At 40.0% G+C, this 18,109-nt stretch carries 9 protein-coding genes; 7 read left to right on the top strand and 2 right to left on the bottom strand.

Annotated elements, in window-relative coordinates; all coding sequences use genetic code 11:
- From RAO94_00080 to RAO94_00065, 4 genes are all read left to right on the top strand, one after another.
- Positions 1–878: T9SS type A sorting domain-containing protein (locus RAO94_00080; protein ID MDP8320724.1), on the top strand; the 878-nt coding region annotated here is incomplete at its 5' end.
- 9 nt (positions 879–887) lie between these two features.
- Positions 888–5,648 (top strand): C25 family cysteine peptidase, encoded by a 4,761-nt coding sequence (locus RAO94_00075; GenBank protein MDP8320723.1) that lies wholly within the window; start codon positions 888–890, stop codon positions 5,646–5,648.
- A 173-nt stretch (positions 5,649–5,821) separates the two neighbouring features.
- Positions 5,822–8,635: a T9SS type A sorting domain-containing protein gene (locus RAO94_00070; protein ID MDP8320722.1), complete on the top strand. Its 2,814-nt coding sequence runs from the start codon at positions 5,822–5,824 to the stop codon at positions 8,633–8,635.
- A gap of 25 nt (positions 8,636–8,660) precedes the next feature.
- The gene (locus RAO94_00065) at positions 8,661–11,432 is read left to right on the top strand and encodes a T9SS type A sorting domain-containing protein (GenBank protein ID MDP8320721.1); all 2,772 of its coding nucleotides are present in this window, start codon (positions 8,661–8,663) and stop codon (positions 11,430–11,432) included.
- A 6-nt stretch (positions 11,433–11,438) separates the two neighbouring features.
- Here RAO94_00065 and gpmI read toward each other — a convergent pair whose 3' ends face one another.
- Complete coding sequence (gene gpmI / locus RAO94_00060) at positions 11,439–12,977, bottom strand: 2,3-bisphosphoglycerate-independent phosphoglycerate mutase (protein ID MDP8320720.1); 1,539 nt, start codon at positions 12,975–12,977, stop codon at positions 11,439–11,441.
- A gap of 202 nt (positions 12,978–13,179) precedes the next feature.
- Between gpmI and RAO94_00055 the strand changes: the two genes are divergently transcribed.
- The 3 genes from RAO94_00055 (at position 13,180) to RAO94_00045 (ending at position 17,546) form a co-directional block, all read left to right on the top strand.
- Positions 13,180–14,466, top strand: coding sequence for an ABC transporter substrate-binding protein (locus RAO94_00055; GenBank protein ID MDP8320719.1), 1,287 nt, complete (start codon positions 13,180–13,182; stop codon positions 14,464–14,466).
- Between the two features lie 150 nt (positions 14,467–14,616).
- A complete protein-coding gene (gene thrS, locus RAO94_00050) occupies positions 14,617–16,530 on the top strand; it encodes a threonine--tRNA ligase (GenBank protein MDP8320718.1) in 1,914 nt (637 codons plus the stop codon).
- Positions 16,531–16,580: 50 nt separating this feature from the next.
- Positions 16,581–17,546, top strand: a complete 966-nt coding sequence (locus RAO94_00045) for a KpsF/GutQ family sugar-phosphate isomerase (GenBank protein ID MDP8320717.1) — start codon at positions 16,581–16,583, stop codon at positions 17,544–17,546.
- 300 nt (positions 17,547–17,846) lie between these two features.
- On the opposite strand, the gene RAO94_00040 is transcribed toward RAO94_00045, so the two are convergent.
- On the bottom strand, positions 17,847–18,109 hold a 263-nt coding region (locus RAO94_00040; GenBank protein ID MDP8320716.1), incomplete at its 5' end, for a Dabb family protein.

Here is an 18,109-nt window from a genome sequence, read left to right as displayed (position 1 = left end):
TGCATAATATTGGTGGGGTTACAGCTACTGGGATTGAAGCAATAGCAGTAGAGAATGATCCTTTTGTAGCAATCAGTGCAGTTGGAGGCTATTGTGAGGAAATTATGTCCGGGGAAAGCATGTTGATAGAATATGCTTTCTGCATTGCAATAGGTGAGGAAATTCCTGATCAGTATAATTTTACGATAGATATCTGGCTGGAATCGGAGCAGGGAAGCTGGAGTGAGGAATTGGAATTCACAGCATACAAACAGTCTTCATTTGTTGTGGAACCAGACAGTCTTGATCTGGAAATCTTGTGGGGAGAAAACTTTGGTAGTGGGATAACTCTAAGAAATGCGGGTGAACTACCTCAGAATTACTATATAGAGCTTATTGAGATGGAGACGTGTAATATTAGAAGTATAGAAATATCTCCTTCTGAGGGTTGGCTGGACGCTGATGAAAGTGTGTTTATTGAGCTACATATTGATACTGGCAATATGACAGAGATGGAGTATGATTATGAACTGGTGGTGAGTTCAGACAACTGGGAAACAGTTATTGTGCCAATAGCTATTAGACCCAGTGAAGGGGGTAATGCAGGTAATGAGATACCAGAAGCCACCAGGCTCAGGCAGAATTACCCCAATCCTTTTAATCCAGAAACATCTATTATTTATGAGCTTGCTAAAGCTGGTAATGTGACTTTAGAAGTTTATAATATCAAGGGACAGATGGTGCGCAGACTGGTGAATAGGTTCAAGGCGGCAGGCTCATTTAAAGTAGTCTGGGATGGCAGGGACGAGGATGATCAGGTTGTATCCTCTGGTGTTTATATCTATAGATTAAAAACTGAAAGGGAAATATATAGCAGGCGGATGCTGCTGTTAAAATGAGGTAAGTAGATGAAAAAGAATTTTATTCTGGTATTATTGACTGTAATATTTTTTGGGATGCTGTGGTGCGAGCGGGTGGATGTATCTGGTGATAGTGAAGGTTTAGTGGTAACTTATGAGCAATCAGGACGAGGGAATATCAGACTGGATTTTTGTCTAGATGGCTACGAAAGTGAAAGAGTAGAGAAATCGGGTGGCTCTTATACGCAAATTGGCTATGAAGGAGAGGGTAAACTGCTGGAAGTGGGAATGCCTGATCTGCCTGTATTCACTCGTCTGATCGCTATTGCTGATGCAGGTGAAGTGACACACAATATAATATTTTCTGATTATGAAGTGATAGAAAATGTTATGATATATCCTCAGGAAGAATTATTAACTGACGGGGAATTTATACCAGATAGATTCAGGATTGATGAGGAGTATTACAAGTCAGGGGGAATGTATCCTGCAGAGTCCGTAATAGTAGGTGAACCAGCGATAATGCGTGATTTGCGTCTGGTGGCAGTGACGTTTTGTCCATTTCGTTATCTTGCGACAGAAAAGAGATTGTATATATATCATAATATCAGCGTAGAGCTTATCACTATTGGTGAAGGCGGATCAAATTGCCGAACTGTTACTGGAAAGCCATCTCGGGCTTTTAGTGGGATATATGAGTCTTCAGTTATGAATTTTGCTGAAGTGGCAAATTTACGGGAAGATTATCAGCGTCCGGCAATTCTGTTTATTCATCCTGATAATGATAATGTGGTGGATAATCTGGCTTATCTGATAGACTGGAAGGAGCAAAAAGGTTTTGATGTAAGCAGTGTGGATACCGGTGAGACAGGGACATCAAATACCGCGATCAAGAATTATATCCAGGACGCTTATGATAACTGGGATAATCCGCCGGAGTTTGTGGTTTTAGTGGGAGATGCAAATGGAGCAATCACGATCCCTGCCTGGTATGAAAACTGGAGTGGATACGGAGGTATAGGAGATTTGCCCTATTCTCAACTGGCAGGGACAGATATATTAGCAGACGTGATAATAGGACGTCTTTCTGTGAATAATGTCGGAGAACTGCAAACTATAATTGCAAAGTCAATTAACTATGAAAGAAATCCCTATATCGACGATGAAGACTGGTTTCAAAATGCCGGACTGTTGACAAGTGGTGGAGAATCAAAGTTGGCAACCTGTCAGGCAGTTAAAAATTGTATAGAGACCTATAACGAATCATTTACTTTTGATGAGCATTATACAGACTATCAACCCTTTATACTGAGTCAGATTATAAACAACGGAGCGGGATATATCTGTGCCCGTTGTGGTGGTGGTATGGGTGGTTGGGGTTATACTGAAATTTCTGCTTTAACTAATGGCTGGATGCTTCCATTTGCGACAATTATCACGTGTTATACTGGAGATTTTCATAATAACTGTCAGTCAGAACTGTTCGTCAAAGCAGGAACCCCTACGAATCCTAAGGGAGGTATAGGTTGTGTGGGTTCAGCAACAGGTGAGACATCTACCTGTATAAATAACTGCATTACAGCTGGAATATATTCAGGTATATTTGCAGATCAGATATTCACTCCAGGTGGGGCTTTAGTACGTGGAAAGCTTCATCTTTATCAGCAATATCCGCAAAATCCCAATAACCAGGTGAATGCAGCATCGCACTGGAATAATCTGATGGGTGATCCTTCATTGGAGCTTTGGACATCTACACCCCAGCCAATGAGTGTTTTCTTTGAAGCAGAAGTTGCTGATGGAACAAACTGGATGCAGATTAGTGTTATTGACAGTAATAATGGGATGCCTTTACCGGAAGCCTGGGTAACAGCTCGGGGCAGTGATTACTATCAAACTGGTAATACAGATTGTAATGGAATATATTATCTTGATCTGGAGGGAGTAGCTTTATCAGAGACATATGAATTGACAATAACCTGTCATGATAAAATCCCTTTTGAGGAGGAATTCACTATTATCGAGGCAGAAGTGAATCTTGCTCTTGATCAATTGATATACATTGATAATAATGATGGAATTCCTAATCCAGGTGAAGTCATTAATCTGGATTTGACCATAGCGAATCATGGCAGTTCAGATGTTGTCGGCATTAGTGCAGAGCTGGTATCACACAACGATTATGTGATTGTGACTATGGGAGATACTGATCTGGGTGATGTATCTGCCAGTGGCTCGATAAATAATTCCGATCTGGCTGTAGAAATAGATTCAGCAGCTCCTGATGGAATTACTGCGTTACTTGATCTAATACTTACGTCAGAAAGTGAGACTTGGACAATTCCGATATTTCTGGAAATTTCAGGAGCGTTGTTACATATAACCTGCGTCCATGTACCTGATGTAAATGGAGTGATTGATCCAGGAGAAATGCGTGAAATATATTTTACAATTGAAAATATGGGAGAGCTTGCGGTGACGGATGTTACAGGTGAATTGGAATGTGCAAATCACCGCATTACAGTAATTGACAGTCTGGGTGAATTTGGCTCACTATTACCGGGAGATGAGGTTGATAATAATTTGAACCGTTTTATGATAACAGCCAGCAGTTATATTCTACCAGGCAGCCAGATACCTGTGAACATTCATTTTACAAACCCGACTGGATATGACAATGTAGCTACATATTTACTCGAAATTGGCATAGTGACCCAAAGTGATCCTTTAGGGGCAGATGCATACGGGTATTACTGTTATGACGATGGGGACACGGATTATTTAGTTTGCCCGGAATATGATTGGATAGAGATAGCTGAATCAGGAGATGAACTGTCACTAAATTCCTGGGGCAGCTCCGCTGAAATTATAGACGTTGATCTGCCGGCAGAATTCACTTTTGAATTTTATGGGGTGGAATATGATCTGCTCACAGTGGCAACATCCGGCTGGATAAGTCCGGGCGGGAGTGAAGTAGCCTCCTTCATGAATTGGATGATACCTGGGATGCAAGGTCCCAGTCCAATGATCGCTGCTTTTTGGGATGATCTCACAACCCAATCCGGGGATATTTACACATATTTTGATGCGAGTATGCACTATTATATAATCGAATGGAATGAGATGCTTAATTATTATAATAATGCCGCAGAAACCTTTCAGATCATACTTTACGACGCTGATTTTTATCCAACAGCAACCGGAGACAGTAATATTAAAATGCAGTATCAGGAATTTAATAATGTGGATGTAGGAGAGTACTATTGGCATAGCGCAACGCACGGGCAGTATTGCACAATTGGTTTGGAAGATCATACTGGACAAATAGGGCTGCAATATACCTTTAACAATACTTATCCGACAGCAGCCAAACCTTTAGAAGATGGTTCAGCAATCCTATTTACATGTCAACCCATTCTGGAGGATGTACCATTTGTGTGGTTAGCCGATTATAGTGCAACAGCTGGAGATGATGGGTTTATAGAATCCGGTGAGGATGCAATTATTGATATAGTTCTGGAAAACATTGGAGGAGTGACTGCAAATGCTATTAATATCAGTATCAGTGAGAATGACGAGTATATTGAAATTACTGATGCAACTGAGGTTTGTGATCAGTTAGAAGCTGATGAAATGATTGAATTAGCAGATGCTTTCAGCATTTCTGTAAGTGAAAATGTGCCAGATTTCTATGTATTTACTCTGAATGTGACGATAGAATCTCAGGAAGATTCCTGGAGTCAGTTAATTAGTTTCACAGCTTATCATGCCAATATATTTATGGTTGATGCAGATAGTATTGAAGTGGAATTATTATGGGGAGAACAAACGAGCAGGAGTTTTACTCTTTCCAATACCGGAGATTTACCCACCAATTACTATATAAGAATAGATGAATCACCCCTGCCAGAACGTGATGTGAGTGGTTCAACCATTACTTGTGATACGGATTCTTTTACTCCCGGGGAAGAAACAACCTGGACCTTTACAGTGTATAATGGTTCCCCGGATAACGAATGGATTTGTGATGCCTGGCTGGACTTTCCTCTGGGCGTTACTGTTCTGACTGCGAGTGATATTACCGGCGGCTCAGGTGGAGATATGATCTGGGACGGGACTACTGGAGCCGGACAAGAAGTAAACTGGCATGGACTGACAGTAAATGAATGGGGTGTATTGCAGTCTCATGAAACAGCGGTCTGGGAAGTAGATGTTCTTTTAAGCACGGAATTTGCCGGAGATATGACAATAGGCTGGGAAGTGTGGGGCGATACGTATGGTGCGGATCCACATTGTGAGACAGGCGAGATCTATCTGCTCTATCCCTTGAGATGGATCAATCTTGATACTTCTTCCGGAACACTGGAAGCTGATGGATCAAGCGAAATAACTGTAAATTTTGATACAAGTGACGTAGAGGAATATGTTCATTACTGCCAGATTGTAATTACTTCAGATAGTTGGGATTCAAAAACCATTCAGGTTTTGCTAACGCCTATTCAAGATGATAATGAAGAGACAGAATTAGTAACCGGAGCAGTGCAATTACAGAACTATCCTAATCCTTTCAATCCAGAAACTCTGATCAGATATGAGCTGCCAGAAGCTGGAAATGTGACTTTGGAAGTTTATAATGTCAAGGGACAAATGGTGCGTAATCTGGTGCAGGAATATAAACAGGCAGGATCTTATGAAGTGTGCTGGGACGGCCGATCAGAGGAAGGTTATGATGCTGCTTCTGGGATATATTTATATCGATTACGCTATGGTGGAGAGGAAATCAGTAAAAGAATGTTGTTATTGAAATAGTGAGTCGGAAATCGTCAGTCGTTAATCGTGAGTCGAAAACTTAACTGGTACTGCATTATTCGGAAATGAAAGGTCGCTATCTGCGTCCCACTTGCGAGTACGCCAGCGGTGCACATATAACTTAGTTGAAGAAAATGGTTTGAGTAAATCGAGAATTTTAAAAGGGGGCAAATATGAGGAAAACTATTATGCTGATAGTGATTCTGGTATTTACGATAGAATTATTATCATTCAGCGAACCGGTTGAGATTGATAATGATCTCAATGGTGAGTTATTGATCAATTATGAGAAGAATGTGCAGATAATTGATGGTAAACTCTGGATATTGTATTATGATGTAGCTATCCATCCAATGACTACTTATCTGAAACTGGCAAGAGAGCAGGAAGACGGCAGTTTTGAGGTGATGACGCTTTGCAGTATGAATATTGCCACAGGGGTGAGGTCAGAATTGGATTGCACTTTTGCTGTGCAGGATGAAGAAGTCACTATTTTTTATCAGAAAACCTATAGTAATATTGAGGATGTGCGGGTATTTAAGATGCACTCTAATAACCTGATGAATAATTACCAGGAATCAGAATTCAGCAGTCAATACAGCAATATAGCAGAAATGAGTCTTAAGCTCAGTGAAGATGAGCTGGTGCTGATACTTTTACGGGGAGATCTTTCTACCAGTACAGGTATAAATTCTCTATATTATGAATACGCCAGTGGAAATGAATTTAATGGTCAGGATATATTCAGTGGCCAGGTTTACAGTAAAGATTATATCTATATCCATCAAACCGGTCAGGGTAATAATAATGGCTGGCCCACCTTTAATGACTTAGTAGTGACCGAGCAGCGAATAATGGATGTTAGTACTGGAGCTCCAGCGCAATTTTCCGCTCCCATGGATGTTATATTCAGAGGTGGCTACATTGAAGAAAGCTCATCAGATTATGAATTGCCAGAAGAAGTTGTCTTAAGCTGGAATGGTTATATTTTGGATAGCAGCATCGATAGGGACCTGATATATGTTAAAATACAAGGAACTACGGCAACTTGCCGTTATGCAGATATAGAAACACATCTTGATACGATCACGGTGTATAATAGTTTTCCTGATGCAGAGCATAATGATCTGGCAATAGGAGATTCCATCTGGACGAATGAAGTAGAGGTTAAGGAATATGATTGGGATGATGGTACATTTACTTTTCCTCTTCAAAATCAATCAATGGTATCTTATTGCCCAATGTGGATTGAAGGAGATGTGTCCGGACCAATGACCATTGGCTGCACAGACTCGATTTATGTAACCAGCGATTTAACTTATAGTAGTGTAACACCGGGAAATGAACCGCAAACCGGATTTGACTATCTGGGTCTTGTATCTGAAAAGAGCATAGTTGTAAAATATAAAAATTATGATCCGGATATTGAAATGATAAAAAGCGATAACTGTGATGGAGTTTATATTTATGGTGTATTAGCAGCCCTGGGTGAAGTAGATGATAATTACGTTATAGAACCAACTGCCGGTAATCTGCAGGTGGAATATTTGCATCCACATGGGAGCACCCCAGCTTATGAGATAGAGCGAAATGGTTACAGGGAACTTTTTCCCTATCCTGATCTGAATAAATTTGTGTATAGTAATGCGGTATATTATTCCGGTGATCAAGGATTTGTGATGCACAGCAATGATATGCCAGCGGGTTATCCCTGCTGCGGATATCCTTATGAAAATGAGGCTTATGGTAATGGTATTATTACGCCTTATGGTGCAGATTATCCCTGGTATAATCCAGTATATCCAGAAAGCAGTACAGATATCGTGTTTGACCGCGGTACAATTGAGCTTTATGGTGCCTTGATAGAAAGAGGTTTTCATAAGGTTTACTGCAGTGGTGATGATCCTGATGCTCATCATAGCAGCAACTGCTGGAATCCTTTTGATGGCTGGTATGGTGGAGAGCATGAACCTTGCGGATATGAACTTAATCTGCATTATGATGATAGATTAGAGTATCAGAATGAACTTCCTCCAGAGCTTCATACCTTAGTACATGATCCTGAATATAGAGTTACAATTCTCCATTCAGCTAATGGTGGAGACAGCTTTGTGCAGAGATATGATCAATTGATAGATAATAATGACTTGAATATTAATAAAAATCTGCAAGCTGTAGAAGAAGATGGAATTATTGCCTTTGTATATAATTGTCTTAATGAATACAGGATCGATCACTGGGATACTAATTCTTTTGGCATGACAACGGAATCATTCTCCTTGGAAGAATTTACTGGAAACATCAAATCTCTGAGACTGCTTGATAATACTCTATATTTCCAGGATGATGAAGAGATATTCGAACTGGAAAATAGTTATCTTTATCCTCTTTCTGACCTCCTGGAAGCCGATTTTAATGGGTTTAATTTTGAAACAGCAGATAGGATATTATGGTCAGCAGACTGGCAGGGTTATGATCTTGATTTCATGTTTTATGCTACAGATGAGTACTGGGATTTTGATGATATTGGTGAAAGCACCTATGAATATGGCTATGATGTGGATTATTTTAATCTGGAAGATATCTATCTGAAAGTATATGGACAAAGAGAAGTCCAGCTGTTTCTGCATGGCAGAGATTATAATGAAGATACGTTTTACCTGGCTCGAGATCAGATAGCAGCATCAATTGCCAGCTCAGATGAAATCAGCGAAATAGTGAATATGAATGTGTATCCAAATCCTTTTAATCCTGAATTGACAGTTAAATACAACCTTGAAGAAGCTCAAAGAGTAGAGATCACAGTATATAATTTGAAAGGCGAAAAAGTAAAAACGCTTCTGGAAGAGCAGGCAGTAGCCGGAGCTGGTGAAAAGGTTTGGGATGGCAGAAATGCTCAAGGTTCAGCTTGCGGCAGTGGAGTATATTTTGTGCAGATGAAAACAGGGAATGAGCGGATCTTGAAGAAAGCTTTATTACTGAAATAAATATCAGGATTATGAGGAGGCAAATATGAAGAAAATATTTTTAGTAATCATAATAATGGTCTTTACACTGAATTTATTATCATTCAGCGAACCGGTGGAGATTGATGATGATCTCAATGGGGAATTATTGGTCAATTATGAGAAGAATGTGCAGATAATTGATGGTAAACTCTGGATATTGTATTATGATGTAGCTATCCATCCAATGACTACTTATCTGAAACTGGCAAGAGAGCAGGAAGATGGCAGTTTTGAGGTAATGGAGCTATGCAACATGAATATAGCAGCAGGAGTGCGATCACAACTGGATTGTACTTTTGCAGTTCAGGATGAAGAAGTCACTATTTTTTATCAGAAAACCTATAGCAATATTGAGGATGTGCGAGTGTTTAAATTGCATTCCAATAATTTAATGATAAACTATAATGAGTCTGAGTTCAGCAGTTTGTATGGCAATATAGCATCTATGAGTTTGGAACTGGTAGAAGATGAACTGGTACTGGTATTATTACGAGGAGGACCGGTGACAAGCTGCGGGATGAGGAGTTTGTATTTTGAAAATAATAATGGGAATGAATTTACGGGTCAGGATCAATTTACCGGAAGAGTTTACAGCAAAGATGATATAATTATTCATCAAACCACGCAGGGCAATAATGGCGGTTGGCCCACTTTTCATGACCTGGTAGTATCAGAAGGCAGGATAATGGATGCAAGTACCGGGCAGCCAGCAATTAACTCTGCTCCTATGGATAATATTTTTCTGGGAGGTTACATAGAAAATTCTGCAAATATCAATATAAATTCTGGCGTTGCGGCTGAAATCAGGATGAATGGGTACAGTTTGGATAGTTCTATAGACCGTGATATATGCTATGTGAAAATTGATGGCTCTAATGCAGTCTGCAGATATGCTGATATTATCGTTGAACGTGATACATTCATAGTTCATAATTCATTTCCTGATGCTGCGCATCCTAATACCACCGTAGGTGATTCAATCTGGACGAATTACTTAGATGTAAAAACACTTGACTGGGATATTGGGACTTTCAATATTCCATTACAAAACAGTTCAGCGTTTGTGTACTGTCAAATGTGGATCGAAGGTGATGTGTCAGGTAGTATGACCTTGGGTTGTGCTGACACGATTTTCATAACTGGTGATTTAATATATAATAGTGTGATTCCGGGTGAGGAACCATTAACCGGATATGACTATCTGGGTCTTGTATCAGAAAAGAGTATCGTTGTGAAGTATAAGAATTATGATCCAGATATGGATGAGATACAAAGCCCTAATTGTGATGGGGTTTATATTTATGGAGTAATGGTGGCTTTAGGTGAAGACGGTAATCTGGGAGTAGAATATCTGCATCCTCACGGCAGTACTCCGGCTTATGAGATAGTACGCAACGGTTACAGGGAAATTTTCCCCTATCCTGATCTAAATAAATTCATTTTCCCACCTTCTCCTTACTGGATTGGTGATCAAGGTTTTATGATGCACAGCAATGCCATGCCGGAGGATTTTCCCTGCTGCGGATTTCCTTATGAAAATGAGGATTATGGAAATGGTATAATCACACCTTATGGCACAGATATTCCCTGGTATAATCCAGCATATCCAGAAAGCAGTGAGGATATAGTTTTTGAAAGAGGAACAATTGAACTTTATGGCGGGTTATATGAAAGAGATTTTCATCAGGTATTATGCAATGGTGATGATCCTGAGGTACATTATAACAATATCTGGGATCCTGACAACGGGTTGTATGGCGGAACTCATGAACCCTGCGGTTATGAACTGAATATTTATTATGATGAGCGACTGGACTATCAGAATATTTGTCCACCTGCAATACATCTGTTGGGGGGACCGATTGAGCATCAGGTTACAGTGCTGCATTCAACTAATGGTGGAGACAGCTTTGTGCAGAGATATAACCAGGTAATGAATAATTCAATGCTGAGTATGCAAGTGGACATTCAAACAGAAGATGACGAAGAGATACTTGCATTTATTTATAAAGCAGTAGATGAATACAGAGTAGATTTTTGGGATAAAGATTCTAACGGGATGACATTGCAGACTTTATCTAATGATGAATTTACCGGAGATATCCGTAATATCCGATTATTTGAAGATGAGTTGTATTTTCAGGATGATACAGCTATTTATCATCTGCTTAACAATAATCTATATCCGCTTTCTGATTTAATAACTGGTGAATATTATGGTTTTTCTTATGATTATTCAGATCGCCTGCAATGGACAGCAGACTGGCAGAGTTATAACCTGATTTTCACTTTCTATGAAGGTGACGAGTATTGGCAATTCAGTGAGATTGGCGAAAGTGTATATGAATATGGCAGTGAAGTAGATATCTTTAATTTAGAGGACATCTTTCTGAATATCAATGATCAGGGAGAAGCACAATTATTTCTGCATGGCAGAGAGTATAATGAAGATATGTTCTATCTGGCGCGGGACTTGATAGAGGCTTTGCCAATTCAGCCAGATGAAATCAGTGAAGTTCTTAATATGATAGTATATCCGAATCCTTATATTTCTGGCAGTACACGCAGTGACTGCATGATCTCATATACAATTCCAGAAACCCAATCAGGAGAAATTGGCATTTATAATATTAAGGGTCAATTCCTGAACAAATGGCAGGTAGAAAACTCAGGCGAGATCAGCATTAAGGCATCAGACTACAAAAGCGGAGTTTATCTGCTGCGCATTCAGAGTGACGGCGGGGAGATAGAAAGGAAGCTTTCGATAATCAAGTAATCAAGATTATATCTTAAGCAGTACCTTTCCCGTCATAACTGCGGGTATTGGTATATCCATGATCTTCAGGATCGTAGGTGCTACGTCAGCAAGTATTCCACTAGATACTTGATAGTCACTATCATCAATAAGAGAAATAATTACTGGCACTGGATTTGTGCTGTGTTGAGTAAGAACATTATTATTTTTATCAAGCATCTGATCAGCATTACCATGATCAGCAATGAGGATAACATTATAATCATGTTCTCTGGCTTTGGGGATAATTTCACCCAGGCATTTATCAACAGCTTCCAGTGCCTGTACTGTCGCACTGAAATCTCCAGTGTGTCCCACCATATCAGGATTAGCAAAGTTTGTGACTATGAAACTATATTTTTCCAGCGACAGAGCATTTACTAGTTTATCTTTAACTTCAAAAGCACTCATTTCCGGTTTCAGGTCATAGGTGGCAACCTTAGGGGAAGGCACTATATCCCATTTTTCATTTGAGTATTCTTTATCCCTTCCGCTATTAAAAAAGAAGGTTACATGAGCATATTTTTGTGTCTCAGCAAGGTGCAATTGCTTAAGTTTCTGCTTATTGATAACTTCAGCTAGAGTGTTAGGATTATGCTTACTTGGAAAAGCTACTTCCACATAATTATTCAAATTTGTGCCATAATTGCTGAAAGTAACAAATTTGAGTTTAGAGAATTTTTTAACCTTAAAATCATTATAACCAGGTATAACAAAACTTCTGGTGAGTTCTTTAGCTCTATCAGACCTATAGTTGAAGAAGATAATGCTGTCTTCATCAGATATTTTAGCAATAGGTTGACCATTTTCATTGATAACAGATGGTAAAACAAATTCATCTGCGACATCATTATTATAACTGTCAGAAATCGCTTCTGCTGTACTATCATAATGCTTGCAGTTGCTAAAAACCATTGCATTGTAAGCAGCTTTGATTCTTTCAAAATTAGAATCCCTGTCCATGGCATAATATCTGCCGGAGATAGTGGCAATTTTACAAATACCCGCTTTCTTAAGTTTTTTCTCAATTTTGAGCAGAATTTTTTTACCCATACGTGGGAGTGTATCTCTTCCATCCATGAATGCATGCAGAAATACTTTTGTAAGTCCTTTGCTTTTAGCCATTTCCAGGATTGGGAGTATATGATCCAGGGTGCTATGTATATGACCATTAGACAGGAGCCCCATAAGATGCAGACTGCTATCATATTTAAGGGCATGCTCAATAGCACTTTTTAATGCTTTATTCTCAAAGAAACTTCTATTTTCAATCAATCGATTAATTATTAGACTATGTTGATCAACAACTCTCCCAGCTCCAATGTTTTGATGACCAACTTCAGAATTTCCCATAACCCCCGCCGGTAAACCTACATTTGTGCCACTTGCTATTAGTTGATTGTGCGGATTGCCAGTTAGGAACTTACAATATTCAGGCATATTTGCTGCCATGATCGCATTGCCTCGGCGTCTTTTATTGATTCCAAATCCATCCAGAATCAGCAGTAAAACTCTTTTGGTTTCCATAATTATACCTCTTTTTCTTCATTATTCATTAACATATCATCTATTAGATTCTAAAAGGCATTTTCCGAGTAGCCTGCAATGCTGTCAAAGGAAATCACTTCAATATTTATAGGCTGTGGGACAGCAGCAGTGACAAAGAATGTTGACTAAAGAAGTGGTGTTTTCAAAATGACAGGGACAAAAACTTGTGAGGTTAATAAGGATGAAAAAGATATTTATATTAGTATTATTAAGTCTGGTACTCTTTTCTGGATGTACTAAACAAAAAAAAGCTGATGCATCAGGCAAAGTTGAAGTTGTTTTCTGGCATGCTATGGGTGGACCTTTGGGTGATGCCCTGGCAAAATTGATCGATGAATTTAATGATACTCATGCAGATATTCACATAAATGGCATTGCTATGGGTAATTATACAGCGCTTTCGCAAAAGATCATGGCAGCAGTGCAAACTGGTAATCAGCCGGACATCAGTCAGGTATATGAATCCTGGACTTCCAATATGATGGAAGGTGACGTCTTGCGACCAGTGGCAGATTTTATTGCTGAAGATGAAACTTTTGGTGATGAGGATCTGGCAGATTTTTATCCCGTATTTATCAAATGCAATACAATTGATGGACAGCTTGTCAGCTTTCCTTTCAATAAATCAGTAAGAGTGATGTATTATAATAAGGACATACTCTTTCAAAATAATATGGATCCAAATAAACCACCCAGAAACTGGTCGGAGTTCCGGGAAATGTGCCGAAATCTGACAGTTGATATTGATGGAGATGGAGTTCCTGACAGGTATGGCACAACGATCAAGATCAATGCCTGGCAGTTTGAAAATCTGCTGCTCCAGGCTGGTGGTGAGATCATGGATGTAGAGAGCAGTAAACCTTTATTCAATAGTCCGGCTGGGGTGGAAGCACTCAAATATTTAACCGGCATTTTAAATGAAGATAAGACAGCTTATCTCTCACCTGGTTACGATGGACAGAATGACTTCCTGGCAAGCAAAGTGGTATTTTATGAAGATTCCAGTGTATCAATTGCCTATATGAGGAATATTGGTATAGATTTTAACCTGGGGATCAGCTCTGTTCCCATCAAGGAAACCAGCAGAAATCTGATCAGCGGTACGAATGTGGCTATCTTTAAATCAGAAGATAAACGTGTGGAACTTGCTGCCTGGGAGTTTGTTAAATGGTTTACTTCTGCAGAGATAACTGCCAAGTGGAGTGAATACACGTATTATATGCCGGTTCGCAGAAGCGCATTCCAGCAGCCTAATATCAAGAAAAGACTGCTGACCAATCCGGAAATTAAATCCGTGTATGATCAACTGGAATATGCTACCTATGAACCCCAGATATCTGAATGGTTTGAAACCCGTAAGTATCTGGAAGACCAGGTGATAGAAAAAGTACTGCGAGGTACCAGCACTCCCAAAGCTGCGCTTGATAAAGCGGCAAAGAAATTAACAGAGATGCTGGCAAAAAAATAAATTATTCCACTTTTTAGGAGGTGAGGAATGTTTGGTCATCAGAGGATTGAACATTCGGGCTTAACCGAATTATTATATAATACCTAATCTGAGCAAATGAGAATCGCTAAGGTTAGATAATACTCAGAATAAGAAGATAATGGAGATATTATGAATATAAAGATAAAATTCCCGGATGGGAATATTAAAGAATACCCGCAAGGGATAAGTGCTCTGGAAATTGCTGAAGGCATTTCTCAGGGACTGGCAGATCAAACTGTGGCAGCAAAAGTTAATAGTAAACTGGTGGATGTGAATAAACCAATCTCAGAAGATGCCAGTCTGGAGCTTTTGAAGTTTGATAATGAAGAAGGACAGGAAGTGTATTGGCATTCAACTGCTCATTTGATGGCACAAGCAGTGCAGCAGCTTTTTCCTGAGGTAAAAGTAACAATTGGTCCCGCTATTGAAAGCGGTTTCTATTATGACTTTGATAAACCAGTTCCCTTCACTGATGAAGATCTGGTTGCTATCGAAGAGCGCATGAAAGAACTGGCAAAACAAAATCTGGAATATAAGCGGAAAGAAGTTTCCCGTAATGAAGCAATGGAACTCTTCAAGGAAATGGGAGAAACCTATAAGCTAGATATCCTGGCAAAAATTCCGGAAGATGAAGCACTGTCTATTTATCAGCAGGGTGAATTCGTTGATCTCTGCCGGGGACCTCATATAATTCACACTGGCAAGATCAAATCTATCAAGCTGCTGAAAACTTCTGGTGCCTACTGGCGTGGAGACAGCAGGAACAAAATGCTGCAGCGGATCTATGGTATTAGTTTTCCCTCTAAAAAGTTACTTAAAAAACATCTTAATGATCTGGAAGAAGCCAAAAAACGTGATCACAGACGCATCGGGATTGATCTTGATCTCTATTCCATTTCAGATGATATAGGACCAGGTCTGGTGCTCTGGCATCCTAATGGTGCCATGATCAGAAATATTATTGAAGATTTCTGGAAGAAAGAACACCTGAAAGCTGGATACAAGCTGGTTTATACTCCTCATATTGGCAAAAAACAGCTCTGGGAAACTAGTGGACATCTGGACTTCTATGAAGAAAGCATGTTCGCTCCCATAGATGTGGAAGGTCAGGAATATTACCTGAAACCGATGAACTGCCCTTTCCATATTGCTATCTATAATTCTCAAAGACGCAGTTACAGAGAATTACCTTTAAAACTGGCAGAACTGGGGACTGTGTATAGATATGAGAAATCCGGGGCTTTGCATGGCTTGATGCGTGTACGCGGATTCACTCAGGATGATGCTCATCTTATCTGCACAGAGGATCAGGTGGAGGCTGAAGTTGAAAAGCTGATCAAGTTCTCATTTATGATGCTGGATTCCTTTGGCTTTGAAAATTATCAGGTGTACCTGAGTACAAAACCGGAAAAAGCTGTTGGTGAAGACCATGACTGGCAGATAGCAACGGATTCTCTGGAAAAAGCACTTAATAAGCAAAATATTCCTTTTTCAGTGGATGAAGGTGGGGGAGCATTTTATGGTCCCAAGATAGATATTAAGATCAAAGATGCTTTGAACCGCAGCTGGCAGTGTACTACTCTCCAGTTTGACTTTAATCTGCCAGCCAGATTTAATATGGAATACATTGGTGCAGATAATACACCGCATCGTCCCTTTGTGTTGCACAGAGCTCTTTTGGGCTCAGTGGAGCGCTTCTTTGGCACGCTTATCGAATATCATGGGGGAAATTTCCCGCTTTGGTTATGTCCGGTGCAGGTGAAAATACTGCCGATCTCAGATCATTTCATCGAATATGCCCAGAAGATTGAAAGCGAATTACTGCAGCAGGAGATCAGGGCTGAAGTGGATTATCGTAATGAAAAGATCGGTTTCAAGATCAGAGCTGCAGAACTGCAGAAGATACCATATATGTTCATTGTAGGTGCCAAAGAAGTGGAAAATCAGCAGGTTTCCGTTCGTCGACACACAGAAGGTGATCTTGGCTCATATGATATTTCCGGAGCAGTAAAGCTCCTGAACGAAGAATTAGAAAAGAAATAATTTTAACCAGGAACCCGGGATTTATCTCGGGTTCCCATTTTGGAAAAATCATGGATATAAAGGCAACAATCAAAGAGGAATTAACCCGGGAAGCTGATGCTATCAGCAAGGCTGCACAAAATATCTCTAGCTCAGCTGAACAGGCAATTGATCTTCTTTTCAATTGCACTGGCAAAGTTGTAGTTACAGGAATGGGTAAGACAGGTATTATTGGCAGAAAGATAGCTGCTACACTGGCAAGTACCGGCACAACTGCTATTTATCTGCATCCTGCTGAAGGTATTCACGGAGACCTGGGGATGGTGCAAAAAGGTGATGTTGTGATCGCCATTTCTTATAGCGGTAATACCAGCGAAGTTATTCAGATAATTCCCTATCTGCATTTCAATAAAATCCCTATAATTGCCATTACAGGAAATCTTGATTCTGAGCTGGCAAAAAACTCCCAGGTAGTACTGGATGGATCAGTACCTTCTGATTCTGAACCTTTTGGTCTGGTGCCCACCTGCAGTACAACTGTGGCCCTGGCATTAGGTGATGCCCTGGCAGTGGCACTTCTTCGCAAGCGTAATTTCAGTGAAGAGGATTTTGCCCGTTTTCATCCAGGTGGGACAATAGGCAGAAAATTACTGCTCAAAACCCGTGATCTGATGCATAAGGGGGAAGAAATTCCTATCGTAGATTCACAAGCAGGACTGAGTACTGTCGTACTGGAAATGACCAGCAAGAAACTGGGATGCGCTTGCGTGATAGATGAAAACGGTAAATTATGCGGTATAGTGACAGATGGTGATCTCAGACGGCTTATCAGCAAGGGAGTGAAAGAACTGAAACAGACCGCAGAAGAATTTATGACTCCCAGTCCAGCTACGATCAGTTCAGATAAACTTGCCGTAGATGCCCTCTATCTGATGGAAGAGCAAAAGATAACTGTGCTGCCCGTAGTGGATGGATCACATATTCCCGTGGGAATTATCCACATGCACGATCTCATCCAGGCAGGAGTAGTAGGGTAGCCGATGTAACCGGAGCATCCTTGCTCTGGGTGGTGGAAGAATAATTGAAAATGTAAAATGTAATCAGCCATAGGCTGACAAGAATGGAAAATTAAATGCAATGTAAGAATTATCAACCACGAAAGCTCCGAAATTACACGAAAAAATACAATGTAAGATTTATTGAGCCGCGAACAAACCAAACAAAGTATGAAATACAAGCCAGGTTTCCGATTTACGACTAACGACTCACGCCTGACGATTTACCAGCGAAATTTCCTCAAACCTTCTAATCTTCTACCCTTCTACCCTTCATTTTATTCACTCTGTTACTTCGTAGTCGATCACCCGGCGTTCATAGCGTACTTCACCCAGGAAATCTTTTACTTTCTGATGGGCTGGATGCTTTTGATAATTGTCTAACGCAGCCTGGTGTTCAAAAATTACTGATAAAACGAGATCACTGCGATCATTACCCGTTCCCATATTTATCCCGATCTTGATATCAATGATACCCTCAATCTCTGTAGCCATCTCATTCAGCATTTGCTGAGCACGTCGCAGGTTCTGCTTTCTATTACCCT

The sequence above is a fragment of the Candidatus Stygibacter australis genome, assembly GCA_030765845.1.
Taxonomy (GTDB): Bacteria; Cloacimonadota; Cloacimonadia; order Cloacimonadales; family TCS61; genus Stygibacter; species Stygibacter australis.
The sequence above is the reverse complement of the archived record's forward strand: the minus strand, read 5'-3'. Positions and strand labels throughout refer to the sequence as shown.

Excerpts from the sequence above, each read along its gene's own strand:
- RAO94_00075 (MDP8320723.1), top strand. The coding sequence starts at position 888 with ATGAAAAAGAATTTTATTCTGGTATTATTGACTGTAATATTTTTTGGG.
- thrS (MDP8320718.1), top strand. The coding sequence starts at position 14,617 with ATGAATATAAAGATAAAATTCCCGGATGGGAATATTAAAGAATACCCG.
- RAO94_00070 (MDP8320722.1), top strand. The coding sequence starts at position 5,822 with ATGAGGAAAACTATTATGCTGATAGTGATTCTGGTATTTACGATAGAA.
- RAO94_00065 (MDP8320721.1), top strand. The coding sequence starts at position 8,661 with ATGAAGAAAATATTTTTAGTAATCATAATAATGGTCTTTACACTGAAT.
- gpmI (MDP8320720.1), bottom strand. The coding sequence starts at position 12,977 with ATGGAAACCAAAAGAGTTTTACTGCTGATTCTGGATGGATTTGGAATC.
- RAO94_00045 (MDP8320717.1), top strand. The coding sequence starts at position 16,581 with ATGGATATAAAGGCAACAATCAAAGAGGAATTAACCCGGGAAGCTGAT.
- RAO94_00055 (MDP8320719.1), top strand. The coding sequence starts at position 13,180 with ATGAAAAAGATATTTATATTAGTATTATTAAGTCTGGTACTCTTTTCT.